General features: G+C 39.9%; 27 protein-coding genes and 1 pseudogene. 13 read left to right on the forward strand and 15 right to left on the reverse strand.

The features are described 5' to 3' along the window. Positions 1 to 572: 572 nt before the first annotated feature. Both LB450_RS12140 and LB450_RS12145 read right to left on the reverse strand, forming a co-directional pair. Positions 573 to 920, reverse strand: coding sequence for a HepT-like ribonuclease domain-containing protein (locus LB450_RS12140; RefSeq protein ID WP_224489199.1), 348 nt, complete (start codon positions 918 to 920; stop codon positions 573 to 575). After that, positions 913 to 1212, reverse strand: a complete 300-nt coding sequence (locus LB450_RS12145; protein ID WP_224489201.1) for a nucleotidyltransferase family protein — start codon at positions 1210 to 1212, stop codon at positions 913 to 915. Before LB450_RS12145 ends, LB450_RS12140 begins: the two co-directional genes overlap by 8 nt. 353 nt (positions 1213 to 1565) lie before the next feature. Between LB450_RS12145 and LB450_RS12150 the strand changes: the two genes are divergently transcribed. After that, entirely contained in the window at positions 1566 to 2348 is a 783-nt protein-coding gene (locus LB450_RS12150) for an Fpg/Nei family DNA glycosylase (protein WP_224489203.1), read from the forward strand. Between the two features lie 19 nt (positions 2349 to 2367). Here LB450_RS12150 and LB450_RS12155 read toward each other — a convergent pair whose 3' ends face one another. Further along, the gene (locus tag LB450_RS12155) at positions 2368 to 3228 is read right to left on the reverse strand and encodes a mechanosensitive ion channel family protein (protein ID WP_224489205.1); all 861 of its coding nucleotides are present in this window, start codon (positions 3226 to 3228) and stop codon (positions 2368 to 2370) included. A gap of 69 nt (positions 3229 to 3297) precedes the next feature. Continuing rightward, positions 3298 to 3801, reverse strand: coding sequence for a hypothetical protein (locus LB450_RS12160; RefSeq protein WP_224489207.1), 504 nt, complete (start codon positions 3799 to 3801; stop codon positions 3298 to 3300). Between the two features lie 197 nt (positions 3802 to 3998). On the opposite strand from LB450_RS12160, the gene LB450_RS12165 reads away from it, so the two are divergent. Further along, positions 3999 to 4871 (forward strand): DUF808 domain-containing protein, encoded by an 873-nt coding sequence (locus LB450_RS12165; RefSeq protein ID WP_224489209.1) that lies wholly within the window; start codon positions 3999 to 4001, stop codon positions 4869 to 4871. A 115-nt stretch (positions 4872 to 4986) separates the two neighbouring features. Here LB450_RS12165 and LB450_RS12170 read toward each other — a convergent pair whose 3' ends face one another. From LB450_RS12170 to LB450_RS12180, 3 genes are read right to left on the reverse strand one after another with little or no spacing between them, the layout of a single operon-like run. After that, on the reverse strand, positions 4987 to 7344 hold the full coding sequence (locus LB450_RS12170; protein WP_224489211.1) for a DUF2309 domain-containing protein: 2358 nt from the start codon (positions 7342 to 7344) through the stop codon (positions 4987 to 4989). A gap of 4 nt (positions 7345 to 7348) precedes the next feature. Further along, complete coding sequence (locus LB450_RS12175; RefSeq protein ID WP_224489213.1) at positions 7349 to 8833, reverse strand: proton-conducting transporter transmembrane domain-containing protein; 1485 nt, start codon at positions 8831 to 8833, stop codon at positions 7349 to 7351. Between the two features lie 17 nt (positions 8834 to 8850). Beyond that, entirely contained in the window at positions 8851 to 9153 is a 303-nt protein-coding gene (locus tag LB450_RS12180; RefSeq protein ID WP_224489215.1) for a hypothetical protein, read from the reverse strand. A gap of 93 nt (positions 9154 to 9246) precedes the next feature. Here LB450_RS12180 and LB450_RS12185 point away from each other — a divergent pair, with 93 nt between their 5' ends. Further along, entirely contained in the window at positions 9247 to 10173 is a 927-nt protein-coding gene (locus tag LB450_RS12185) for a LysR family transcriptional regulator (protein WP_224489217.1), read from the forward strand. Between the two features lie 63 nt (positions 10174 to 10236). Beyond that, entirely contained in the window at positions 10237 to 10968 is a 732-nt protein-coding gene (locus LB450_RS12190) for a flavodoxin family protein (protein ID WP_224489219.1), read from the forward strand. Here LB450_RS12190 and LB450_RS12195 read toward each other — a convergent pair. From LB450_RS12195 to LB450_RS12215, 5 genes are all read right to left on the reverse strand, one after another. Further along, the gene (locus LB450_RS12195; RefSeq protein ID WP_224489221.1) at positions 10965 to 11636 is read right to left on the reverse strand and encodes a haloacid dehalogenase type II; all 672 of its coding nucleotides are present in this window, start codon (positions 11634 to 11636) and stop codon (positions 10965 to 10967) included. The genes LB450_RS12190 and LB450_RS12195 overlap by 4 nt on opposite strands. Positions 11637 to 11645: 9 nt before the next feature. Continuing rightward, positions 11646 to 12434 carry an SDR family NAD(P)-dependent oxidoreductase gene (locus LB450_RS12200; RefSeq protein WP_224489223.1) on the reverse strand — a complete coding sequence of 263 codons (789 nt, stop codon included), beginning with the start codon at positions 12432 to 12434 and terminating at the stop codon, positions 11646 to 11648. Positions 12435 to 12789: 355 nt separating this feature from the next. Further along, positions 12790 to 13620, reverse strand: a complete 831-nt coding sequence (locus LB450_RS12205) for an OmpA family protein (protein WP_224489225.1) — start codon at positions 13618 to 13620, stop codon at positions 12790 to 12792. A gap of 104 nt (positions 13621 to 13724) precedes the next feature. Further along, positions 13725 to 14405, reverse strand: coding sequence for a TIGR04283 family arsenosugar biosynthesis glycosyltransferase (locus LB450_RS12210; protein WP_224489227.1), 681 nt, complete (start codon positions 14403 to 14405; stop codon positions 13725 to 13727). A gap of 1217 nt (positions 14406 to 15622) precedes the next feature. Further along, complete coding sequence (locus LB450_RS12215) at positions 15623 to 16123, reverse strand: DUF456 domain-containing protein (RefSeq protein WP_224489229.1); 501 nt, start codon at positions 16121 to 16123, stop codon at positions 15623 to 15625. A 76-nt stretch (positions 16124 to 16199) separates the two neighbouring features. Between LB450_RS12215 and hemW the strand changes: the two genes are divergently transcribed. Beyond that, positions 16200 to 17330 (forward strand): radical SAM family heme chaperone HemW, encoded by a 1131-nt coding sequence (gene hemW / locus LB450_RS12220; protein WP_224489388.1) that lies wholly within the window; start codon positions 16200 to 16202, stop codon positions 17328 to 17330. Between the two features lie 193 nt (positions 17331 to 17523). Here the strand turns inward: hemW and LB450_RS12225 are convergent, their stop codons facing one another. Both LB450_RS12225 and LB450_RS13855 read right to left on the reverse strand, forming a co-directional pair. After that, positions 17524 to 17814: a helix-turn-helix domain-containing protein gene (locus LB450_RS12225; protein ID WP_224489231.1), complete on the reverse strand. Its 291-nt coding sequence runs from the start codon at positions 17812 to 17814 to the stop codon at positions 17524 to 17526. Position 17815: 1 nt separating this feature from the next. Continuing rightward, a pseudogene (locus tag LB450_RS13855) lies at positions 17816 to 18088 on the reverse strand (type II toxin-antitoxin system RelE/ParE family toxin); the annotation flags it as partial. A 420-nt stretch (positions 18089 to 18508) separates the two neighbouring features. Between LB450_RS13855 and LB450_RS12235 the strand changes: the two are divergent. From LB450_RS12235 to LB450_RS12260, 6 genes are all read left to right on the forward strand, one after another. Then, the gene (locus LB450_RS12235; protein WP_224489240.1) at positions 18509 to 18745 is read left to right on the forward strand and encodes a pirin-like C-terminal cupin domain-containing protein; all 237 of its coding nucleotides are present in this window, start codon (positions 18509 to 18511) and stop codon (positions 18743 to 18745) included. 12 nt (positions 18746 to 18757) lie between these two features. Continuing rightward, a complete protein-coding gene (locus tag LB450_RS12240; RefSeq protein ID WP_224489242.1) occupies positions 18758 to 19126 on the forward strand; it encodes an MmcQ/YjbR family DNA-binding protein in 369 nt (122 codons plus the stop codon). 78 nt (positions 19127 to 19204) lie between these two features. Then, on the forward strand, positions 19205 to 20977 hold the full coding sequence (locus tag LB450_RS12245; protein WP_224489244.1) for a MutS-related protein: 1773 nt from the start codon (positions 19205 to 19207) through the stop codon (positions 20975 to 20977). Between the two features lie 105 nt (positions 20978 to 21082). Next, positions 21083 to 21424, forward strand: coding sequence for a type II toxin-antitoxin system RelE/ParE family toxin (locus LB450_RS12250; RefSeq protein WP_224489245.1), 342 nt, complete (start codon positions 21083 to 21085; stop codon positions 21422 to 21424). 2 nt (positions 21425 to 21426) lie between these two features. Continuing rightward, positions 21427 to 21744, forward strand: coding sequence for a helix-turn-helix domain-containing protein (locus tag LB450_RS12255; RefSeq protein WP_224489247.1), 318 nt, complete (start codon positions 21427 to 21429; stop codon positions 21742 to 21744). A 163-nt stretch (positions 21745 to 21907) separates the two neighbouring features. Then, complete coding sequence (locus LB450_RS12260) at positions 21908 to 22075, forward strand: type II toxin-antitoxin system Phd/YefM family antitoxin (protein ID WP_224489248.1); 168 nt, start codon at positions 21908 to 21910, stop codon at positions 22073 to 22075. A gap of 98 nt (positions 22076 to 22173) precedes the next feature. Here LB450_RS12260 and ruvC read toward each other — a convergent pair whose 3' ends face one another. Next, positions 22174 to 22728 (reverse strand): crossover junction endodeoxyribonuclease RuvC, encoded by a 555-nt coding sequence (gene ruvC / locus LB450_RS12265; RefSeq protein WP_224489250.1) that lies wholly within the window; start codon positions 22726 to 22728, stop codon positions 22174 to 22176. On the opposite strand from ruvC, the gene LB450_RS12270 reads away from it, so the two are divergent. Together LB450_RS12270 and LB450_RS12275 are read left to right on the forward strand one after the other, a co-directional pair. Beyond that, positions 22649 to 23701 carry a lysylphosphatidylglycerol synthase domain-containing protein gene (locus LB450_RS12270; RefSeq protein WP_224489259.1) on the forward strand — a complete coding sequence of 351 codons (1053 nt, stop codon included), beginning with the start codon at positions 22649 to 22651 and terminating at the stop codon, positions 23699 to 23701. The two genes, ruvC and LB450_RS12270, sit on opposite strands and share 80 nt — an antisense overlap. Beyond that, positions 23698 to 24858, forward strand: coding sequence for a glycosyltransferase (locus LB450_RS12275; protein WP_224489261.1), 1161 nt, complete (start codon positions 23698 to 23700; stop codon positions 24856 to 24858). Before LB450_RS12270 ends, LB450_RS12275 begins: the two co-directional genes overlap by 4 nt. Positions 24859 to 24978 lie beyond the last annotated feature (120 nt).

A 24978-nucleotide genomic window follows, 5' to 3' on the forward strand; every position in this document is an offset into this window, starting at 1 on the left:
GGTTTCAAAACTAAGTTAACACCGAAGATAAGATTTACTTGGAAAATCTTAGTGTTTGAGTTTGAGGAAATTTTGGATTTGTAGGGATAAGGGAAGTGGATATAGGTGTTGAACCAAATTTCAGGGTATTAACTAAACAGCTACTAATAAAAGTACCAGTTCGATCTATTGGACTATTTTTAATTTCTAGAATTTTTAATCTCATTAATGATTTCATCAGAATTTCTAGAATCTTCCCAGGCTCCTTATAAATCTTTTAAGCTTATGCTTGTTTCTTTTTTGTCCTCAATCGATTTTTTTAAGCTTATAATTAGTCCTTTCTTAGAGTTACTGTCTAAGCAGTTAATTGCTGAGATGTCAGCGTCTTAAAGGTTCCCTAAACACCTTTAGTGAATCTTATCACCAAGCTGGTTCATCAAGCTGTCGTTTTGCTTTAAGCAATGTAGTGTAAAGCATAACTTTAGCAGGGGCAAAATCCGCTGGTGGGATTTTTTGTTCTCGATAGGTGACATTCGACGAGTTGTCGATACCGTTGCCTTGCTCGACAGGATAAGCTTAGTTGTCAACATTCGTTAGTTATCATCAATCAGCTTACTGATTTCAGATTTTAATTTTGGAAGGTGATTGATTAAAATCGACCAAATATTTTCATCAGAAATATTATCATAGGCGTGAATAACTTGATTTCTAAGACCGATAATAGATTTTGAATTAGAGATTTTATTTTCAAATGAATTATCTTTTTTCAGAATTCTATTCCTAGCTTCCCCAATAATCTCTAAATTTCTTTCAATAGCTCTTTTGAGCATTAAATCCTTTCGATATTGAAAAAAATCTTTTTCTCTTTTTTCAAAATAGCCATCAGTTTCTTCCACTGCCAGTTTAATATCGTACAACCACTTGAGGATTATGTTATCCATAAACCAGTTCTTTATTTTCGTTGATTGAATTAATTAAAATGGGGTTTTTTAATGTTTGTTCTTCTATTAAATCAATTTCACGACCAAATAGCCTTTTTAAGTTTTCTTTGAAACCTATATAATTATCAAAATAATCGGCTAAATCAATAGGTTTAAATTTTACCAAAAAGTCAATGTCGCTTTTTGTATTAAAATCAGGAGTAAGGGCAGAACCAAATAAATACATTTTTTCCACGTGATATTGATCACATAGATTTTTTAAATTTTTGATATGCTTTTCTTCTAATTTCATAGTCAAATTTAATTAAAAGAATAGAGTCGGTTAATTCTTTTCGATTTTCTTGTTAAATGCAAACTCGTTTTGTTAGTATTAATCTAAGCGTTTATCTTAATTTTCTAGAGAAACCAATTTTTTACTTAATCTTTCAAATCAAATGCTGTCAAAACACCTTCAGTAAATCCTATCACCAAGCTGGGTCATCAGGCTATCGCTATGCCTTAAGCAATGTAGTGTAAAGCATAACTTTAGCAGGTGCAAAATCCGCTTGCGAAAATAATTTGAAACAGAGGAGTGACAATTGAATGGGATGAAGTAGGCTGAATCTATTGAGATCTGCTTATTTTTATAACTTTAAATAAAACCTTATGCCCGAATTACCAGAAGTAGAGACGTATAAAACCTATATAGACAGTACGGCTTTGCATCAACGCATCACAGCGATGGAGTGCGGTGATAAGAGATTGCTGAAACAGCCCCAATCTGATTTTGAAACTCATTTGATCGGCCAGGAATTTAAAGCTACTCAGCGAATTGGGAAGTATTTATTTATCGAGACGACCGGAGAAAAAGTACTGGTGCTTCATTTTGGGATGACGGGCCGACCGCACTACTACAAAACTGAAGAAAGCAGGCCAAAGTACGCGCATATCGTGCTTACCTTCGAGAACGGCTTTCACTTTGGTTTTGAAAATAAACGCAAGTTTGGCTGGTGGAACCTTACGAGCTCTATTGCTGAATTTAAAGTTGAACACAAACTCAGCGATGATGCCAGAAATCTGAAGCTCGATGATTTTAAAAACGCACTGGAGGGCAGAAAAACAGACATCAAAAAAATACTGATGGATCAAAGCGTGGCTGCTGGTGTGGGCAACTGGATGGCAGACGAAATTTTATACCAGGCCCAGATGCATCCCACCAAAAAAGTGAACGATATGACCACTGAAGCTATAGAGCGCGTCTTTGAGGCTATGAAAAAAGTGATTGAAGTGGCTATTGAAAACGACGCCCACTACGCTGACTTCCCTGATCATTTTTTAATGCACTTCAGAAAAGAAGGGGCGACTTGTTTTCACACCGGTGCCAAAATTGAAAAGATAAAAGTCGGTGGAAGGACGACTTATTTCTCACCGGAATGGCAGAAGCTTTAGGTTTAATAGTTGTGAGTTATTAGGGTTTAGGTACTTTCTCTACAATAGTTCTGTGTGGGAATGGAATTTCGATGCCTTCTCTGTCGAATCTTTTCTTAACGCTTTCCAGTAAATCACAGTGCATAACAAAAGACTTGCCTGAATTTTGCGCCCAAACCCAGGCCCTTAAATTGACGGAAGAATCGCCCATGGACAAGACCCTTACGGTGACTTCAGGGGTGTTATTTGCCAGGTCTTCTTTGCTGCGAACGTCAAAATAGTCGGGATGGTGACGGACTTCCTCGAAAAGGATTTTTTTGGCTAAATCTATATCGCTGTCATAACTGATCCCCATTTCTAAAAAGCGACAAATTTTCTCATCGCCCAGGTCAGAATTGGTTATGGCTTCATTGCTTATGACCGAGTTGGGGATAATGATTCTTCTATTTTCAAAGTTTCTGATGACGGTATGTCTGAGGGTTATGTCTTCGACTATGCCAGACATGTTGTCTCTAATGCTCAAGCGGTCATTCACTCTAAAAGGCTTGAAAATGACGATGAATATACCTGAAACGATATTGGACAAAGCCTGTTGCGATGCCAGAGTAACCCCTAAGGCAAGGATGCTGGCTCCTGCAAGAAGCGAAGTTGCCAGAGTTTTAAGCTGAGGTATTGCTATGATCGCAAAACTAAATCCAATGATGTAAATCAAGGCTGTTAGAAAATGGCCTAAGAAATTGTATTTAGTGGGGTTATTCTTAAGATAAACAGATCTTTTTCTAATCCATGAGAAATACACACGATTAAAAATTAAAGCCAAAACAAAAGTGATTAAGATAATCCCTAAAGGCAATGCAATCGTAATGGCCTTATTGATAAATTCACCAGAAATTTGATCCATGTCAAGGTATTTATAGGACTAAGATACTAATTAGAAACAAGTTATAGTGTAAAAAATGAGTAACCTGGTTTAGCCTTGTAAAAGTTCGGATTGATATGTTAAATATCGATAAAGGTATAGTCGTTTATTCTTCTTACTGATCAGCATTATTTTTACCCTTTCGCCAGATTCGATATAATAGAACCTGTACCCGAAAACCAAAAAAACGGGGTTGAAGTAGGAAACCCGGGAAACATAGGTGAAAATAATTGTAATGCCAAAAATCACCCAAAAGGCAGTTAAGCCTTTTACACTCAAGGCTACAAAAAAGAAAGCAAAATAGTTTTCCAGAAAGTTATTATCGGATGGATTGATGGAAATCACTTTACTTATGGTTGATTTCGGTAAAAATCGACACAAGCTGAGGGAAAATAATACTGTCAGAAATGGAATTAAACCGTAAATCAAATGGATAATCCAATCATAGATTCCAAGCTCGATTTTAAATGGATTGATATCGTTTTGGATAAGGTAAACCATCAAAAAGAAGGACACCGAACTAAAGGTGAGAACTAGTCTTAAAATAAAATTCATGCGCCTTAGTTTTAAGGGTTCAGAGAAAGCCTGCCAGATAGACTTAGTCTCTAATGTTATGTAAATATAGGTAGATTTATGTCAGGGACTGTTCATAAAGAAAACCTTCATTTGGCGAAGATATTTTTGTACTGGAATTTACTAATCAGGTTTTAGCAGGAAGCCTTATCTTGCTCACCTAACTTTAAAAAACAGATATGGCTTCAGGTTTTTTTGCACTGCTAGATGATGTGGCTACACTGATGGATGATGTAGCGATGATGAGTAAAATCGCAGGAAAGAAAACGGCAGGTTTACTGGGTGATGACTTGGCTGTGAATGCAGAAAAGGCTTCAGGATTCGTCTCTGCACGCGAATTGCCGGTCATCTGGGAAATAACTAAAGGCTCATTTCTCAATAAACTGATTATCCTGCCGCTGGCTTTTGTGCTTAGTGCTTTTGTGCCTACTGCAATAACAATCATACTTGTTATAGGTGGACTATACCTTGCTTACGAAGGCGCTGAAAAGATTTATGAATACGTTGTTCCTCATGCCAACAAAAATAAAACTCCAAAACTTCAAAAACCTTCCAAAGAAGACATCTTAAGTCTGGAAAAAGAAAAGATAAAATCGGCTATTCTCACTGATTTTATTCTCTCTGTAGAAATTGTGATTATAGCCTTGGGTAGTATTGCCAGTCAGGACGACTTGCTTATCCAAATCCTTACGGTAAGCCTCATAGCCGTAATTGCTACTGTGGGAGTTTACGGCCTGGTAGCGCTTATCGTCAGGATGGACGAATTCGGAGCTAAACTGGTTTCTTTAAATAACAGCTTTTCAGATAAAATCGGTCGTTTTTTAATCAGTGCGCTGCCAGTAGTCATCAAAAGCCTGACGGTCATAGGGACTATCGCTTTGTTATTGGTTTCGGGGGGGATTTTCACTCACAACATTCATTTTGTCCACGATCTTCTTACATTTTTGCCTTCTATTCTGGCAGAGTTTTTAGTCGGTCTTGTCGTGGGGTTTATCGTTTTGCTAATCGTAAAGTCTGCTGGCAAGCTTTGGAAAAAAGTTTCTGGAAATTAGAAATCGAATTTTGCTGATTCCCTATTAACCTTAAAGGCGGTGACTTTTTCAAGTCTCCGCCAATAAAGGGCTAAAAAAAAACATTTTCAGGATGAAGTTTTCATTTTAGCTGGTTTTATCGTACAACAGTCAGCTCTCTTTCGACCGCTTTGTGTGATGTTTTCCACTTCAAATTCTGTCCGTATGCTTTGATGTTGTTAAAATCCTCAGGATCGATAACCAATAGATAAATCCACTCGTTATCCAGCAGGGATTTTAGGTTTGGGTTCTTTTGTAAAATAGCGGTAATTCTTTCCAGTGGAGCCTGGATATAAACCGATAATCTCAGGGGCTGGTGGTAGGCTTTTTGATCGGTTTCGTTGACAGATTGAAGCGGCAGCCCTCTTTTTAAGTCACCTCCATTTCCCTGCATGACACCAAATCGTCCTGTGACGTTGTGGGTGATTTTGGAGCCTCCACCATAGTTGTCATTATCGACAGATGAGAAGTAGTAATGGTTGTTGATCCACTGAGTCACCACCATAGGCCCCTGCATAATGCCTTCCAGGGCTTTACCTTCCGGGTCCATTTCCCAGTCGTAAGAGTGGAGGAAGCAGTTTCCTTTCAGGTGGATGCGTTTAGACAAAGATCTGGGTCCGACGATAAATCCGGCATTTTTCGTAAGTCCCCATTCAGGTCTGGTTTCAGACCAGTCATTGGTTTTTACATGAGCTGCTTTAATGCTGTTTCCTGATTTTCCAAGGCGTTCTGAGGTAGCTGAACTTTGAGCCTGATGTAAATTTTCCTTCAAATTTGAAAGCCGTGTTTGGTGAGCCTCTGGCAATTCAGAATCGAATATGACGATGTCGTCTGTCGTGGTGTTGTGTTCTGCACCTAAGAAAAAAGTAGATGAAGGGATGTTGATGCTGAACGCCTTGAGCGCTTCCCTCACTTCGGGCTGATTGGCGAGTTTGGCCAGCATTCTGGCATTATGTCTTCCGGGACTGGCGGCACAGGCTCCACAGTCTAAACTGGATCCAAAGGGATTGTTAGCAGAGTGGCTGCCGTGTCCAACAAACAGAACTAAAGGCGAAAAGCTTTTCCACCCCATAAGGTCAAAGGCGGATTTCACGATGGCTGTTTTTTCTTCCAGATTGATTTGAGCTGAAGGTGAGGTTTCGGTTACAGCATGTAAGTGCGGATGGAAATGACGCTCAAAAGATCGGTTTTCTGCTCGCCTGGGGTTGTAAAGCTTTCCCGGGAGTACCGTTCTTAAGAAAAGTGAAATACCATAAAAGAAGCCAGACCCTTCCACATATCCGAAGGCTGAAGGGAGCATGTGTTTCATACGTTTCAGGAAGTAATGTGTGAATTTTTCTCTTTCCTGGCGCTTGTGGTATGTGTTGGCTTCCGGCTGATGTTTGCTTTTTGGCTGTTCTTTAACTTTATAAGATGAAGCCAAGATCGGCGGACATGATTTTTTGGTCACACCATCGCTTAAGTTTTGGTAATCCATGGCAATTCCAAAAAAACCGGCGTAGCCAAAGGTTTCATAATTCCCTTTGGACTCTACATGGCGTCGGATCAGTTCCGATCGGGTATCGATGCAAAACACCAGTTGAGCGTCGGGAGTTTCAACTCCCTCTGATTGTCGGGTATCCCTGGAAGTCTTAAGGACCGTATCCAGTTCCTTGGACATTCTTTTTTGCCAGGTCAATTCCCAGGCTTTCAGCCAGGCATACTGAAGTTCTCTTTTTCCAGTCTTGTCCTGAGCAATAGGCTGATCAGGCAGCAATTCAAAATCCAATTGACCGGCAATACACAGGCGTACCGCAAGGTAGTCTTCCAGTGTGATCTTGAATTTCTTTTGCCATTCTGAATTTGTTTCTGCTCTGTACTTGATGTAGCCCGTCCAGCCTGGTAGGGCAGCCAGGTGGTTTTCTAGAATTTTAACCTGGTCACCTTCAGGATAGTCTTTTAAGAGTTCATGTAAGGCGTAACAACTTTCCTCAGGTAGAGCAACTAAGGGTTTTAAGTTGAATTCTTTATCGTACCGGACCAGTGATTTCCAGGCTTTATAAAAGCCTTTATCTTTATTGGGCATGCTCCATTCTGCAAGGCCTTCATCCATAAAAACCATCAGCCATTTGATGACAAGTCTGTCGACTTCATGAGAAGAATTATGGGATTCTGCAATCGAAGATTCCATCTGAAGCAGACTTTCTTCTGGAGAATAAGTGATACCGCCTTTTTTGAAAAGTGCTTCCAGCTCTTGTCGGTCAATCTCACCTTTATCCCACGCACTGCTGAATACTGAAACTTCAGGGAAAAGATGCCCGCCTGTCAGTTGCTCAGCATTGAGCGTTGCCTGTTTGAAATGCTCGTTTTCGTAGCCAGTCAGTGGGTTGGAGGTCACGAAAGCATAAAGTGGCCAGGTTTTGCCAATCACATGGGATGCGGAATCAATCTTTTGTAGAATGCTGTCTCGTTTCATAAACTTATTTTTTGTAATAATGAATGGTTTTCTTGTAAGGCTGAGATAAATTCAGGAGCCTGACATACAGCCACGGAGATTTGGTATGCACGCCAAGTTTCATGATGAAAAAGCCTATTAAAAAGATAATTCCAAAAACAATCTGAAGCGTATCCAGGCTTTGCGGAACCTGAATCATCGGCATTTCAGACATCAAGAGTGTAATTCCGTTGAAAAGAAGTGCATAAACACTTATTCCTACAATAAAAAGGACTGCCGAAGTGGTCATTTTCTGCAGGTAAGTAAAGCTTTTTTCCTTGACGATGTTGTAGGTGGCCTGACCTACGGTTATGGCAACGATAAGTGTAAGGAATATACTGCTATCGGTGATACTGGTTTTGCCAGTGAGGTAGGAAAACAGGAGGGCTCCAAAAACTCCGTAGACAGCAACGGCTATGGCCTGTAAAACTGTTATTCTTAGGCGTGGGGAATCCTGAGGTGAACTTTGCATGACTTGTTCGCCTGAGGATAGGAATAAGTAAGCTTTATAAAACCCGTGTAAGATGAGGTGAGCAATTGCCGCATTAAAAAACCCTAAACCGCATTGCATGACCATAAACCCCATCTGAGCAATAGTGGAGCAGGCCAGTTTATGCTTCACATTAACCTGTATCAATTTTTGAAACTGAGCTAAAATTGCCGTGATGCCCCCGATGATAAATAGAATCCAAAGCGTGTTGGAGAGGATAAGCAGGGGCGCAAACAAGGTGAGCAATAGTCCGGAGCCATTCACGAATCCCGCATGCATAAGTGCTGAAGCAGGAGTGGGTGAAGTCATCGCTGAAAGCAACCACTTATGAAAGGGGAAAATTGCAGATTGAATGATAGCGGCTGCGATAATCAGTATAGAGGAGAAGATTAAAATGGGAGTACTAAATTCATCAGTGCTCATTAATCCCTGCACTGTGAATTGATTGCTGTCATAGCAGAGCAGAAGTATCCCCAGGCTTAATACCAAAGCACCAGACACGAAATACCTTAACGAAAACCTTTCTGCCTGCCTTGCTTCTCCCCAGTTTTTATGGACACCAATCAGTTTTGCCATAAAATAACCCATGGTAAACCAGGAGATAAGCAAAGCTAAAATATGATTTGACATCACAAATAGCAACACCGATAAGGTAAAGCCGATGCTTAAGAGCGAGAAGCGTTTATGGTACTGGAAACCCGTGAGGTAATTTTTAGAATAGCTACTTACTATCGAACTGAAGAAAAGAACAGTCGTCCAAATGAGAAGCGTGAATCCGTTAATTCTAAAAACATCTAAATAGTCCCAGTCTGGAGAATACACCTGATAAAAAATTAAGGCTGAAATGCTGGCTAACAACAAAAACCAGTGTACTGAAGATGAAATTCTGGAGACTAAAGGAATCGCACTGGCCTGCTCTTGGGTTTGATTTTCAATTGTGGATAAAGTATAACTTTCCATAATGAGTTTTAAAAGTTTCATGTAAACCTTTGATTAGCTTAATCAACAGGCTTTATTGTTAAGATGCCGCTTATACTGAGTTTTTTACCTTCTTTTTTGATGTCGGACATATAGCGGTCAATGGCTTTTTTTTCTTCTTCCAGTTCCTGTATTCTTCTGATGTATGGTTTTGGATCAGTGTTATGATTCTGCTCCCAATGCTGCAGATTTTCAATTTTGTGATAGTTTATTTTTTGATCAATAAGAGCATTTAAAATGTCCAAAGCCTGAGTGGGGGTAAACTCGCCATCTACTAATTTTACTTTTTTGTCTTGAATAGTTAATGTTTGATTTGCTTCCATAATTCAGTTTGATTTTGTTTTATGATGCAAATATTATAAATTTGACTCATTAATTTTTATTTATATAATTAATACAATACATTAAAATAAATTATGAATTACACCCTGCACCAGTTGCTTATTTTTTCGGAAATCGCAAATTCCAAGAGTATTACCAGAACAGCAGAGAAGCTTCACCTGACTCAGCCAGCTGTATCCATACAGCTGAAAAATTTTCAAGATCAATTTTCGATTCCGTTAACGGAGATCGTAGGCCGACAACTTTTCGTTACAGATTTTGGTAATGAAATTGCTGAAGCTGCCAAAAAAATTCTTGAAGAAGTGGATGCGATCAATTATAAAACCAATGCTTTTAAGGGAAAGCTTTCGGGTAGAATAAAAATTTCTGTGGCTTCCACTGGCAAATATGTCATGCCTTTTTTCTTGTCAGATTTCATGAACACGCATGCAGGAGTCGATCTCATTATGGATGTGACCAACAAAACCAAAGTGATCAGAAGCATGGAAAAAAATGAAGTTGATTTTGCACTGATTTCTGTCTTACCCAAAAAGCTGAAGGTGAGTAGCCTCGAACTGATGGAAAATCAGCTTTTTCTTGTAGCTGGTCGGCACCTGTCTCAGGATCAGCTGGCTCAGAAAGAACAACTGCTAAGTCAGCTTCCACTTATTTTTAGAGAAGAGGGTTCAGCAACTCGAAAGGCTATGGAAGCCTATATTTCAAAACACAATTTTCAGGTGAAAAAGAAGATGGAACTCACTTCCAATGAGGCTGTAAAACAGGCGGTCATGGCTGGTTTAGGGATTTCTATAATGCCACTGATTGGGATTAAAAATGAACTCAAGGGAAAAGATCTTCAAATTATACCTGTTCACAATCTTCCTATTTCAACTACCTGGCAGGTGGTATGGTTAAAATCTAAAAAACTGACACCGGTAGCCAAGGCATTTCTGGATTATTTAGAACTTGAAAAGGAAAAAATATCAAAAGATCACTTTTCATGGATAAAGACTCATAAATGAAAGATTTGTAAGATGTTTAGAGATAAATGGACTAATTTAGTATAAATCCTAAATTCTCCTCTCATGTCTACTTCATTTAAAGGCTTAAAAGCAGTATTTCTAAATTGCACTTTAAAAAAGTCACCTCGAAAAAGCCATACCCGTTCCTTGATGGATATATCTATTGACCTTATGAAAAAAGAAGGTGTTGAGGTAGAAGTGATTCGACCTGTAGATTACCATTTGCCCGTGGGAGTCCAGCCCGATATGGTGGAAGAAGGTGAAAATCGCGATGACTGGCCAAGGCTTTACGACAAGATTATTCATGCAGATATTTTGGTTTTGGGAACACCTATTTGGCTGGGCGAACGCTCTTCGATTGCTTCCAAAGTGATTGAGCGCTTATATGCTATGTCTGGCTACACCAACGATAAGGGGCAGTATGTGTATTACGGAAAGGTGGGTGGATGCCTTATCACGGGAAATGAAGACGGCGTTAAGCACTGTGCTATGGGCATGCTGTATGCTTTACAACATTTGGGTTATAGCATTCCTCCTCAGGCCGATGCCGGCTGGATTGGTGAAGTAGGCCCTGGACCAAGCTATGGAGATACCGAATGGAGTGGCCAGAAACTGGATCAACCCGCAGGTTTTCACTCTGAATTTACCAATAGAAACACCACGTTTATGACGTACAATTTATTACATCTTGCCAGCATGCTCAAGTCTTGTGGAGGTTACCCTGCTTACGGAAATTCACGTAAAGATTGGGATGCGGGTACACGCTGGAATTTTGAAAATCCGGAATACCGCTAGTCCAGAGCAATTAATTTCTCGCATAACTCAGTAAAATCTTTACAAAGAAGTTGCGGTGGTTTGACTTTTGGATAAATAAATTTCCCCGGCCTTTGTATAAATGCCGTTTGCATGCCTGCCTGCTGAGCTCCGGCGATATCCCAGGCATGCGCTGCAACAAGCATGGCTTCTTCTGAAGCTGTCTTTTCCCTGGCTAAAACATGGCGATAAGCATCGGGATGGGGTTTGAATTTTCTTACAGCTTCAACGCTATATAAGCCTTCCAATAAAACTCCCAGACCAGAATACTTCATCTGCTGCTTCAAGGTTTCTGAGCCACCATTGGTCAAAGCAACAAGTCTAAATCCATTAGACGTCAATTTTTTCAAAGCGGTTTTAACTTCAGGATGAGGTTCCAGCTTTTTGATGAGGTTTAAGCAGCGTTTTAGCTCCTCTTCTGAAACGAATGTCGAATGCTTTTCTGCGGTCATCTTCAGAGTAGCCAGCCCAATGTCGCCAAAATCCGAGTAAGTATCCGTCAGGGTTTCCACCATGGCCATTTGAATCAATTTTGAAAACCAATCCTCAAAGGCCTTAGAATCATCCAGCATTGCATTGATGCGGCTTTTTAAAACTGATAGATCCAGCAGGGTTTCATTGACATCGAAAATAAGAAGTTTGGGTTTCATAATGTTAGATTACATAGCTCTGTGTTTTTCAGTTCTCTCTTTATAAGCGTCGTAGTTTTCCTTAACAGACTTATCGATTTCTAAAGGACGGTTAAAATTGGTAGCTATGTTTTTTATTTTTTCTTCACCTCCCAAAATCACATTGATTTCTTTGTTTAATAAGCCTTCGATAGATTTCCGGGCGACCAGTTCTGGGCTATCCATCTCGTTTACCTTGGCAGAGGTCATCATATCTGTATCGGTTGCTGTGGGATAAACCGTCATCACGTGGATGTTTTCAAAAATAAGTTCTCTTCGCATCGCTTCAGAAAAATGTCTTACACCAGCTTTGGTGGCAGCATAAACCGAGTAAAAAGGTTTAGCGATATAGCCCAGGCCCGATGAAATGTTCATGAGGCCGGCGGTTTCGCTTTTGAGGAGTAAAGGCAGCGCCTTTTTCGTCAACAGAATTAGTCCGGTGAGGTTGATGTTGATCTGATTGATGATGTCTTCATCAGTCATGTCCTGAAGTGGATCTGCGCTTACCACCCCGGCATTATTGATAAGAAGATCGATGTGTCCCCAGTGTTCACCAACTGTTTCAACGAGGCGTTTGATGTCAGCCAACTTTGAAACATCCCCGGCTACAAGTATAAAATTCGCTTCTTTAAATTCATCCTTTAGCGCGTCCAGCTTGTCCTGAGATCTGCCAATCACCGCAAAATCCTTTACCCCCTGCGCGAGTAGTTCTCTGATTAATGCTTTTCCTATTCCAGCGCTTCCGCCAGTGACCACTACTTTTTTATCTTTAAGTTCCATAGTTGTTTTATTGAATGAGTTGAAGATAAAAAGGAAGTTCCGATCAGCGTAGGTTTTAGCTTTATTTTATCGGTTTTAGGGTGATCTAGAAACCTAGCAGTTTTTTTCTTTTGACATGCCTTTTATTTTTTTGCTGGCGGATTTTGTACACGTTAGCTTCAGCGTTTTGCGATATTCAGCTTAGGAGCAAAGCTTAGCTTTATGCTCTCGTCCTGAGTGCAAAGGTTCAACTTTAGTTACAGGGTTCTAATCAGAAGTTGATAATGCCTGAAGCCCTTGAGAGTGTCGTTAAACAAAAAATCCTGACTAAATGCATAATCAGGATTTTAAATAAATTTCAAATTTTCAATCAAAATTACTCTTCACCAAGCATGGCAAAAAATTTATCTAAGTTGGGCATAATAACGATTTGAGTTCTGCGATTTTTAGCCATGTTTGCTTTGCCATCATTTGGTGCAACAGGATCGTAACTCGATCTGCCTGCAACGATTAGCTGCTCGGAAGGAACACTGAACTTATTTTCCAGGCGTCTCACAACAGCAGCACTTCTTCTGGCGCTTAAGTCCCAGTTATCGATAATATAACTGTCTTCTTTAACAGTTCTGCTATCGGTGTGACCTTCAACCAAAACTTCCAAAGAAGGTTCAGACTCAACTACATCAGCAATTCTTGAGAGAATATCATCCGCATCGTTTCCTATCCTGTAACTGCTATCTCCAAACAGCAGATTATCGTCGATGTTTATCTTCACCATAGTTTCTTCTATAGACACATTGAGATCTTCTCCAGATTCTCCAATCTTTTTTGAGATGTTATGAGAAATAGCGATGTTCAAAGAATCTTTAAGCGAAGTTGCGCCTGCTAGTTTAGATGCAGGAACATCCTTTAAGGTTCTTCGCATTGCTTCTTTGTTTTTTTCTGAAAGCACAATATTCTCCCTAGGAATACTCACCATCATTCCGTCCTTTTCAGTCTGTAGAGAAGCGATCTTGGAATTGTAACGCTCAACTCGCATTTCAATTTGATTCATTTGAGTTTCTAATTTTTCTTTTTCAACTCGGGTCTGCATCAATTCTGACTTGGTATCGTCTAAATTAGTTTCTAGTTCGGTGTATTTCTTTTTTGAAACACAACCCGACATAAGGGCTACTGCACTTAAGGCTAATACTATTTTTTTGGTCTGCATAGGTTTATTTTTAATTATTGGTGACAATAACGGTATTTTGCTGTAGCTTATTGTTAATATGGTATGAAGATTTTGGAAAAACAATAAAAACCAGTCTGTAAGAATTAAGCCTTGTGATCTGGATAAAAGCGTTTGAGCTGATTTGGTGCAATGCCCAGTTTGAACAACATGACCAGTACTGTATCCAGAGTCAGTTGTGTAAGGACTCCGTTTTTTTGGAATCTCCGATTGGAGGTGATGACCGAAGTCTTCAGTTTTTTAAATTTTCCTTGTTTTCGAAGCCGCTTTTGGATTTCCACGTCTTCCATAAAGGTGATGCTTTTAAAGCCATTTATTTTTTTAAAGGTCTCCGCTTTGACGAAGATTGCATGATCGCCGTAGGTGAAAAACTCCAGGCTGAACTGACTGCACCACTTGTAAAACTTGAAAATAGGGTGGGTGTCCTTCATCATCAGCCTAAAACTCCCGCCTATGACATCAGGATCCTGGCATAATTCAACGATGGAAGCATAAGCATCCTCGGGCAAAAACGTATCGGCATGAAGAAACAGGAGGAGGTTTCCCCGGGCATGCCGAGCGCCAAAATTCATTTGATTGGCTCTGCCTTTGGAAGTTTTTAATACGCTAACAGATTTAAACCGTTTTGCTTTTTCAAGGGTCAGGTCCTGACTACCGCCATCCACGACGATAATTTCAAAATGACCTGAAAGTTTCAAGCTGTGTTCTAAAACCTCAGAAATAAACGCTTCTTCATTTAAGGTCGGTATAATGATACTAATGAGCATAAAAATTAATTTATATCAAATTTGTTCACCAAATCTGGAGGACCGGTTTTTCATCATCCACAAAGGCGTAGCAAAATATACTATTTTAACCAAAATGCCTTGTTTGTATAACTAAGATGTCAGGGCGCTGCCCCTCTATTTCTTTTCTAATACATTATGCTAATAAGATGTCAGGGCGCTGCCCTTTCATTTTTCTTCCAAATGCTGGATTACAAAGCCTATGCTTTTCGTTTTGCCGAATAATCGAATAGTCGAATAATCGTGCAGTCGAGTAGTCGACAAGTCGAACCACGAATCAAGAACCACGACTGCTGACTTCTGGCTCTTGATTCAAAACATAACGAATATTGGAATAGCAAATTTCACCACATCACTCTTCACCAATCATTACTTTGGCTCCTGACTTTGGTTACATCTAACTAATATAGATGTCAGGGCGCTGCCCCTCTGTTTCTTTTCTAATACATTATGCTAATAAGATGTCAGGGCGCTGCCCCCTTCATTGTTCTTCCAAATGCTGGATTACAAAGCCTATGCTTTTCGTTTTGCCGAATAATCGAATAGTCGAATAATCGTGTAGTCGAGTAATGGGGAGTAGCCTACAACGCGCTGCCGATTATACGATTAGTGGCGCAGCCACGCCGAATATACGATTGGACATTATTTTTGAATCTGGTACATTTTGCTTTTCGAGTATTCGTGTATTCGAGTATTCGTGTAATGGGAACTTAGCAACCCCGCGCTGCCGATTATACGATTAGTGGCGCAGCCACGCCGAATATACGATTGGACATTATTTTTGAATCTGGTACATTTTGCTTTTCGAGTATTCGTGTATTCGAGTATTCGTGTAATGGAAACTTAGCAACCCCGCCCTGCCAACTATACGATTAGTGGCGCAGCCACGCCGAATATACGATTGGACATTATTTTTGAATCTGGTACATTTTGCTTTTCGAGTATTCGTGTATTCGAGTATTCGTGTAATGGGAACTTAGCAACCCCGCCCTGCCGAATATACGATTAGTGGCGCAGCCACGCCGATGATGTGATTTGTCTTTGATAAGGGGCGTAGCCCTGACATCTTAGTAAAGGGCGTAGCCCTGACATCTCCGTTAGGGGCGTAGCCCTGGCATCTTAGTAAGGGCGTTAGCCCTGGCATCTCCGTTAGGGGCGTAGCCCTGGCATCTCCGTTAGGGGCGTTAGCCCTGGCATCTTTATAACAACAACTCCCTGTACTGAATAAGCTTGTAAGTAAAAATAATAAGGAAAGCCAAAGCCCCCATAAATTCTATAAAGGTGGAAGCCAAAAACCCGATAAATGAGCCGAAAGCTGCTCTCAAGGCCTGTTTGCTGCCTTTTCTGGAAAAATAAAGTTCTGCGATATAGGCCCCCAAAAAAGGAAATACCAAAACCGTTAACGGGATAGGAGTGAAGATGCCCACCAGCAAGCCAATACCTGCACCATACATACCGTATTTACTGCCGCCGTATTTTTTGACTCCGAACATAGGAATGACATAATCCAGGATAAAAATCACGACGGTAATGCCAAAAGTGATCCACAACAGGTTTGAGCTCACCTCCACTTCGGGAACGAAATAAAGCAGCAAAATGCCTATCCATGAAATAGGTAAACCGGGTAAAACCGGCAGAAAACTTCCGATAAGTCCTACAATACAGCAGATAAACCCCAAACTGATTAAAAGTATACTCATGTTTTATTTGTCTAAAATCGAACTTAAACTTAAAGAATTCGATGAAGTAAATCCTACTTTTGAGGAAATAATTTTAATGAGTTCACTTTACATCCATATTCCGTTTTGTAAGCAGGCTTGCCATTACTGCGATTTTCACTTTTCGACTTCGTTGAAACACAAAGACCAATTGGTGGAGGCGATTGGCAAGGAACTCAGCATGCGAAAAAACGAGCTTCCGGGAGCAGTCGAGAATATTTATTTTGGTGGGGGGACGCCGAGTTTGCTCTCAGAATCTGACCTGACTTCCATTTTTGAAACGATTTACGCACACTATGAGGTAGTTGAATATCCCGAGATCACGCTGGAAGCCAATCCGGATGATTTGGATATCAGCTACCTGCAAATGTTATCGGGAACTAAAGTCAACAGGCTAAGCATTGGAGTACAGTCGTTTTTTGAAGAAGACCTCAAGCTGATGAACAGAGCGCATAATGCCGGAGAAGCAGAATCGTCCATTTTACTGGCCAAGCAGTTTTTTGATAACATCTCGATTGATTTGATCTACGGAATTCCCGAGATGAGCGTGGAGCGCTGGCAAGCCAATCTGTCCAAAGCTTTGGAACTGGGCATTCCTCATATTTCCAGTTACGCCTTAACGGTCGAACCCAATACGGCTTTAAAGCATTTTATAGACAAAGAAATCATTCCACCTGTGGATGATGACCTGGCTAAACTGCATTTTGATATTTTGGTAGACACCCTGCAAAACATGGGTTATGAGAACTACGAGTTTTCCAATTTTGGAAAGCCGGGCTACTTTTCACAGAACAATACCGCGTATTGGACGGGAAAGTTTTATCTGGGCATAGGCCCTTCGGCCCACAGTTTTGTGAACAGCACGCGGAGCTGGAACATCAACAATAATCCTAAATACATCAAAGCTCTGGAAGCCGGAGAGCTTCCGGCTAAGCGCGAGGAGTTATCCCGAACAGATCGGTATAACGAATACATCATGACCCGTCTTCGCACCCAGTGGGGTGTGGATTTGAAAGTGGTCGAAACCGAATTTGGTCTCAATTATGCCGCTTATCTGATGGATCACATCCAGGCCTTTCAACAGCAGGGTTTGCTGAAACTTGAGGGCGATATACTCAAAGTCACCGGCGATGGTAAATTCTTATCAGATGGGATTGCATCAGAATTGTTTATGCTAAATTTGAAGTAATACCGATATTATTTTAAATGTCGCAAAAATGCTCCTTAAAATACCTGGCTGCGTTTTACTTGGAAGGCAGATATATACGCAATTGCTAACGACATTAATCATTCAAATTGGTATAACTTAAAGGGTTTTTAATTTGAAATTGAATTTGATAGAGTTTTAGAGAAAATTTAATCAAAAAGCGACTACAAGACGTTTATCCAATCGAGATATTCAAGTTTTTTCCAAGTCCTGTTTCAATCAATTTATAATAAGTAGAGATTTGAATATCACTTAAGCCTCTTTCAATTCGGGAAATGTAACTTTTTTTGGTGCCCGTTTTATTCGCTAATTCTTCCTGAGTCAAATTTGCCTCCTTGCGCGCTTCTTTCAGCATGACACCAAGACGAAAAGCAAGAGAATCAGCGTCAAATTTATCGCGCTTTGTTGTTCCTTTTGCCCCGTATTTATCAATTAAAAGCTCTTCAAAATTTGTAATATCTTTCATTTTAAGTGTCATTTTTAAGTTTTAAATATTCTTTCTTCAAGCTTTCGGCTTGTTTGATTTCTCTCTTTGGAGTTTTCTGTGTTTTCTTAAGAAAGCAGTTAGTTAAGACAACTAGATTTCCATCATCGAGAAAACATAAAAGGCGGATGCTTTTAAAAGTTGTAATAATTCGTATCTTATAAATTCCATCTGTATTTTCAAGTTGTTTAAAGAATTTCTTAGGTACCTGTTTTTCAAATCGAACCAAATCCAGAACATAGTCAATTTTTTGCTGGACTTTTTCATCTTGCTATTTATAAAACCTAACAAAATAATTTTTATATGCTATTATAGTTCTTACCACGCCTCAAAGTTAACTAATTAGTTTATTTTTTATAATATTTTTTTGAAAATATGTATCGCACGGGGATTGCTTCAGAATTGTTTATGCTAAATTTAAAATAAAATATAAGCAACTAGTCAGTATCAAAAAATAATCTAATTACTACTTATAAATACTTTTAAATCAGTGTTTTGTGTGTCTTTTTCACGCAAAGACAACTAAGCTGTTCGCAAAGGCCGCAAATTTATATATTGATGATTTTCAATCATTTGCGTAACTTTGCGTTTTTTTCTTTGCGAATTTTGCGTGAAATAAAACACTGTTAGTTAATGTTTAAAATAGACTGTTTAGTTACAAATAAAAGTCAAACTCATGTCCAACGTAGATTTAATTATTGAAGAGCGCGCAACAGATATCGGTAACTTTACACTGAAAGCTAACACGACCGTTTATATTTTTGGTGGAGAAGTATTTCCAGAAAAACGCTACATTCATTGGAATTTTGTGTCTAGTAGCAAGGATAAAATCCAAAAAGCCCGTGACATGTGGAAAAATCAAGAATTTGATAAAGTGCCTGGTGAAACTGATTTCGTTCCCTTACCGGGTTAATTTCTATTGACGATGAACATCGAAGAACTTCGGGACTACTGCCTAAGCAAACCCGAAGCAACCGAAGCCTTTCCTTTTGATAACGACACCCTGGTGTTTAAAGTCAAAGGCAAACTCTTTGCCCTGACTTCACTGAAAAAATGGGAAGCGGGTGACCACAGCGTCAACCTGAAATGCGATCCACAAAAAGCGGTCGCCTACCGGCAAAACTATCCGGAGGAGGTCTTTCCCGGTTACCACATGAATAAGAAACACTGGAACACGGTGGTTGTTGATGGACCGCAACTTTCCCGAAAATTCCTTCAGCACCTCATCAACCACAGCTATGAGTTGGTGGTGAGCAAACTTACCAAATCTCAGCGGCAGGGCCTGCAGATCTGAAGACATGGTATAAACTTCTTCTTTTTTTAGTGGCAGATAGACCAATAACTCTATTTTTGCAATTCAATTTTTAGACTTATGCCAACTCCAGGAGCTACTTATTCTGAATTTATTTCTCGATATACCACCGATTTAAAAGCCATAAAAACTCAGTTATTCTGGTCGAGCATGCTTCGGCTGGTCGTTTTTCTGGCGATTGCCTCGGCGATATATTTTTTCTGGTCCTCCACAAGAATCGTCATCGGTTCCATCATCCTTGGCATTGTCATCTTTCTCATTTTAGTGACCAGGCACTCTAAAATTCAGTATAAAAAGGCCAAACTGAAAGCCCTGCTTCAGCTCAACGACACCGAACTTCAGGTCTTAAAAAGAGATTTTTCTGACTTACCCGCTGGTGAACACTACAAAAATCCGGAGCACGAATTTAGCCAGGACATCGATATTTTCGGGAAGCATTCTTTTTTTCAATACCTCAACCGAACCGCCTTAACCGAAGGTGAAGAAAATTTAGCCGCCAAGCTCACCTCCAATTCTATCGATAAGATTGACTCCAAACAGGAGGCCATTCAGGAACTCGCTCAGAAAGTGGAGTTAAGACAAAACTTCACCGCCGATGCTAAGCTGGTCAACACCGAAACCAAAGCCAGCAGTATCATCACCTGGATCACCAAGTATAAAACCTTCGTACCCAAGTGGATGTCCTGGTTCCCGAGGGTCTTTTCAGTGATTTCTCTTGTTGTGATTACAGCCTATTTCTTCAATGTCATCACCGGCGCTCAGTTGTTACTTTGGTTTGTGATTGGTTTGGGATTTACGGGAGTTTTCCTAAAACGCGTCAATGAACTTTCCAGCCATGTGAGTCAGGCCCAAAGCACCTTTCAGCAGTATTTCAAACTGTTGAAACTGATTGAGGATGCTGAATTTGATTCGAGTTTACTTAAGTCTTTTCAATCTGAAATTCATTCGGAATCGGCAAAGGCCAGTCAGATTCTAAAAAAGCTTTCCAAGCATATCGACGGTCTCGACCAGCGGAATAATATTTTACTTGGCATCGTTTTGAACGGCTTTATGTTAAGAGATTTGACGCAATCCTTAAAAATCGAAAAATGGATTTCAGCGCATGCTGATCAAGTCGAAAGTTGGTTTAAAGTGATTGCGGAAGTCGATGCTTACAACAGCCTGGCCAATTTCCGTTTCAATCATCCCCATTACGTTTTCCCGGAAATCAAACAGGAGGGAAGCTTCACCAGAACCCGGGGTGCTGTGCATCCTCTGATTGATCCAAAAGATGCCGTGAAAAATGATTTCGAAATTAAAGACAATGAGTTTTTTATCATCACCGGAGCCAATATGGCGGGAAAAAGTACTTTTTTGAGAACGGTGTCCATTCAGATTGTGATGTCCAATGTTGGACTTCCAGTTTGTGCCGCTTCCTGTGACTATGTTCCGACCAAACTCATCACCAGTATGCGCACGGTGGATTCTCTGGCCGATGAAGCCTCCTATTTCTTTGCGGAACTGACCCGACTCAAATACATCGTGGACCAAATCCAAACCGACAAATACTTCATCGTTCTGGATGAAATCTTAAAAGGGACCAATTCGACCGATAAAGCTATCGGTTCCCGGAAATTCGTGGAACGCCTGGTCAAAGCCAATGCCATCGGCATTATTGCTACGCATGACCTGAGTTTATGTGAAGTCGCCGATGCACTGCCGCAGGTAATAAATTATTACTTCGATGCAGAAATTATCGATGATGAACTGCATTTTGACTATACCCTCAAGACAGGGGTTTGTCAGAACATGAACGCTTCGTTCCTGTTGAAGAAGATGGATATCGTGGAGTAGGTTCAATTAATAAAGGCCTTGAGTGTAATACAGGGAGTTCTTTTTTGAAATTCGATTTGTTTACTTAAAAGGAAACATTTATCTTTGTAACAATAGAATTCATAAATGATTGAAAAATTTAAAGTTGTGTTTCTTAAAGAAGTTTTTGAATTTCTTGACGGACTCGATAAAAAGGCTCGGGATAAAATCTTTTACAATATTGACAAAGCAAAGGTTAAAACAAATAACTCTATCTTTAAGAAACTAAATTCGGATATCTGGGAGTTTCGGACTTTGTACAACAAAAAACAATATCGACTTTTTGCCTTCTGGGATAAAACCGACAATAAAGTGAGCTTAGTAATTGCAACTCATGGAATTGTCAAAAAAACACAGAAAACACCAAAAAAAGATTTAGACAAGGCAACCGAGTTGATGAATAAATATTTTGAATTTAAAAACAAATAACTATGGAAACATACTCGTTTGACGAAGTCAAAGATAAATACATTGGAAAAAAAGGAACGGCTGAAAGGGATGTTTATGAAAACGAATTACGACTTGACTTAATTGGAGAAGCAATAAAACATGCTCGTAAAGAACGAAAGTTAACCCAAACCCAACTTGGAGAATTAATTGGTGTAAAAAAAGCTCAAATTTCTAAAATAGAAAATAATCTGACTGACGCTCGATTTGATACTATTTTGAAAGTTTTTAGAGCATTAAATGCCAAAATTAACTTTAACGTGGAATTGCTTAACCAAAAAATGGATTTAGCTACTGAATAAGGAAGTTATGTATCATTTCATTATTTGATGACTAGAAGTCTATTTGAATTGAAGTTTTTAGTTTTCAACTACACCAACTTATCCTCTATAGGCCTGAGTCATTTATTTTGAAAAAAATAAATGTTTACCTTGTACTTGCTGGTGGGTGGAAAAATTTGTAAAAATGAAAACAACAACACTTTCAGATTTTAAAAGAAATTTCAAAATGTATTTCGATAGAATTACAAAAAACTCTGAGGCTCTGACTATAAACCTAAGAAAAGATTCAGGAATTGTCGTGATGTCTCTGCAAGAGTATAAATCTTTAATTTCAAAATGTAGATTCCACTAAGATTGATTTTCGTACAACCAAAATTTACAGGATTTATTTTGATAAGACGGATTAGAGATTTGAATTAATAATTTTAAAATCTAAAATCTGCCTAAGGTCTACTTCTTCACTCGCTTTTCATTCTTTTTCACAAAGGCATCCCAGCCGGTATAGGAAGTGCCAATATCGGGTTGTCCGGAGTTATAGAAATGGCAAACCGCCGCAGCCAGTCCGTCGGTAGAGTCCAGGTTTTTGGGCAGTTCTTTGATGTTCAGCATCTGCTGCAGCATCTTGGCCACCTGTTCTTTGCTGGCATTTCCGTTGCCTGTAATGGCCATTTTGATCTTTTTGGGAAGGTATTCTGTGATAGGAATCTGACGTGAAAGACCCGCAGCCATGGCGACGCCCTGAGCTCTGCCCAGCTTCAGCATCGACTGGACATTTTTCCCAAAAAACGGAGCCTCAATAGCAATTTCGTCGGGGTGGTAGGTGTCGATCAGCTCGATGGTACGCTCAAAAATGAGTTTCAGTTTAGTGTAAGGGTCATCGTATTTTTTAAGCATGAGTTCATTCAACTGAACAAACTTCATTTTTTTGTTCTCGATTTCAATGACTCCAAACCCCATGATGGTGGTGCCGGGGTCTATGCCTAAAATGATTCGTTCTGTCGCCAATCTTTTATTTATTCGTTATTTTGTACACATGAAGTTGCCTCACAAAACTAATCAATTCTGGACGCTAGCCATCAAATTTTTGCTAGTAAGTCTGAGCCTGGTAGTGATTTTAAAAGCTATACAAGACGTCAGCCCTGCTCACTGGCAATTGATTTTTGATTTTTCACAGTCGACAGATTTGTTATGGCTTGGCTTTTTTTTCTCTCTGCTGAACTGGTCACTGGAAAGTTTGAAGTGGAAAACTTTGCTTAGCCATACCAAAACTATCACACTTTCCAGCGCCTTTTCAGAGACCCTGAGAGCGCATGCGGTGAGTATCATTACCCCCAATAAAATCGGAGAATTTGGTGCCAAAGCGAGTTTTTATTCAAAATCGCTAAGACCTCAAATTTTAAAACTCACACTGATAGGCCAGTTGTACCAGCTCCTGGCGACCTTCTTTTTTGGGGTGCTGGGCTTGTCTATTATTTACGCTCAGTTGTCTTTTCAGTTAAAACTTTCTATCGGAATTGCTTTAGGACTGCTTTTAATTTTAGGTTTGGTTTTCTACTTCACGAAGTTTCAAAACAAATGGCTCTTGAAATTAGAGACTTACTTTTCTTCATTAACCAAATTATCAGATAGAAACAATGCCAAAGTGTTAACCCTTTCAATGTTGAGGTATATGTGTTTTAGTCATCAGTTTTATTTATTGCTGTGGTTGTTTCAGCCAGAATTGAGTTACACGCAAGTCATGCCGATTATCTTTTCGATTTATTTCATAAGTTCGATTGTGCCCACATTCCTGATTTTGGATGCGACACTTAAAGCCGGCTTAGGTTTGGTTTTATTGAGCGGTTTCCTGGCTACAGAAGTTATCATCGCCGTGAGTTTACTGATGTGGATTTTCAATTTTGGAGTTCCTGCTTTGTTTGGAAACCTTTTGCTATTGAAGCCCAAACGCCTCAGCATTGAATCTAAACACCTACTATGACCTGGCTTTTTGGTTTCTATCTGATTCTGGCGATTTATCTGGCTTACATTCTATGGATGACTCTGGGTCTTACTAGATTTTTAAAGCAAAAACCCTTACAATTTAAAACGCCCAAAACCAAATTCAGCATCGTCATTCCCATGCGGGACGAAGCCGAAAACCTCCCTGCCTTGTTTCGTTCTATTTCAGAATTGTCTTACCCTAACTCCTTATTCGAAATTATTGTAGTGGATGACGCCTCCCGGGACGACTCCTGGAAACTGGTCAGAGCATTTCAGGCTCACTATCGCGAGATTAAAATCTATCTTGTATCAGGCCTGCCTGACCGCGTCACGCAGGCAGGCTCAGAAGGAAAGTTTACTCCCAAAAAAAACGCCATTCATAAAGCTATTTCCTTATCTTCTTATCCCTATATTCTGACCACAGATGCAGATGTTTTGCTTCCGGCTTACTGGCTTGAGAGCTACGACTCAAGACTACAACAGACTGATACAGACCTTGTCGCCGGTGGGGTAGTGGTGGCCAAAAGCACCTCTTTTTTATCCCGGTACCAGCATTTTGATATGCTGAGTTTGCAGGCTTTTGGCCTGGGGAGTTTTGCCAGACGTCAGCCTGTGATTTGCAATGGCGCCAACTTATGTTATAAAAAACAAGCCTATGTGGATGCAGAGGTTAATCGCGGAACAGCGCACATTGCCAGTGGAGATGATGTGTTTACGCTGCAGAGTTTTCGGGAAAAAGGCTTTGTGATCGACTACATGTCGAATCCAGAAAGTGTGGTGTGGACCAAGGCTTTGGAGTCTTTTGGAGAGTTGTGGCAGCAGCGCAGACGCTGGGCAAGAAAGACGACCTCTGTAGACAGCTGGTATATGAAAGGTGTAGGGACTCTGATCACCCTGATGCAGCTCGCTTTGGTGTTGAGCCTTATCTTAGGCTTTTGGCATCAGGCTTATTTTGGGTTTTTGGTCAATGCGTTTGTGTTGAAATTTATCCTGGATGGCTGGAGTTTGTCGCGTATGGCAAAGCTTCAAAATCTAGGCTTTTGTTGGATGGATTTTCTAAAAGTGAGTCTGGTTTATCCCTTCTTTACTTTGTTTTTTTCTTTGACGAGTTTGTATGGAAAATTCGACTGGAAGGGCAGACGATTTTCGAAATAAGTAAAGTTTCACATCAATCATTTTCAAGGTCTAGACATCAAAATTTAACCCTGAAATCACCTATATTCCAGAGGTTCTCTTTTAGTATGTCTAACTCGTAAAATTCTAATTTCAGAATTT

Source organism: Psychroflexus curvus (assembly GCF_020164585.1).
Taxonomy (GTDB): domain Bacteria; phylum Bacteroidota; class Bacteroidia; order Flavobacteriales; family Flavobacteriaceae; genus Psychroflexus; species Psychroflexus curvus.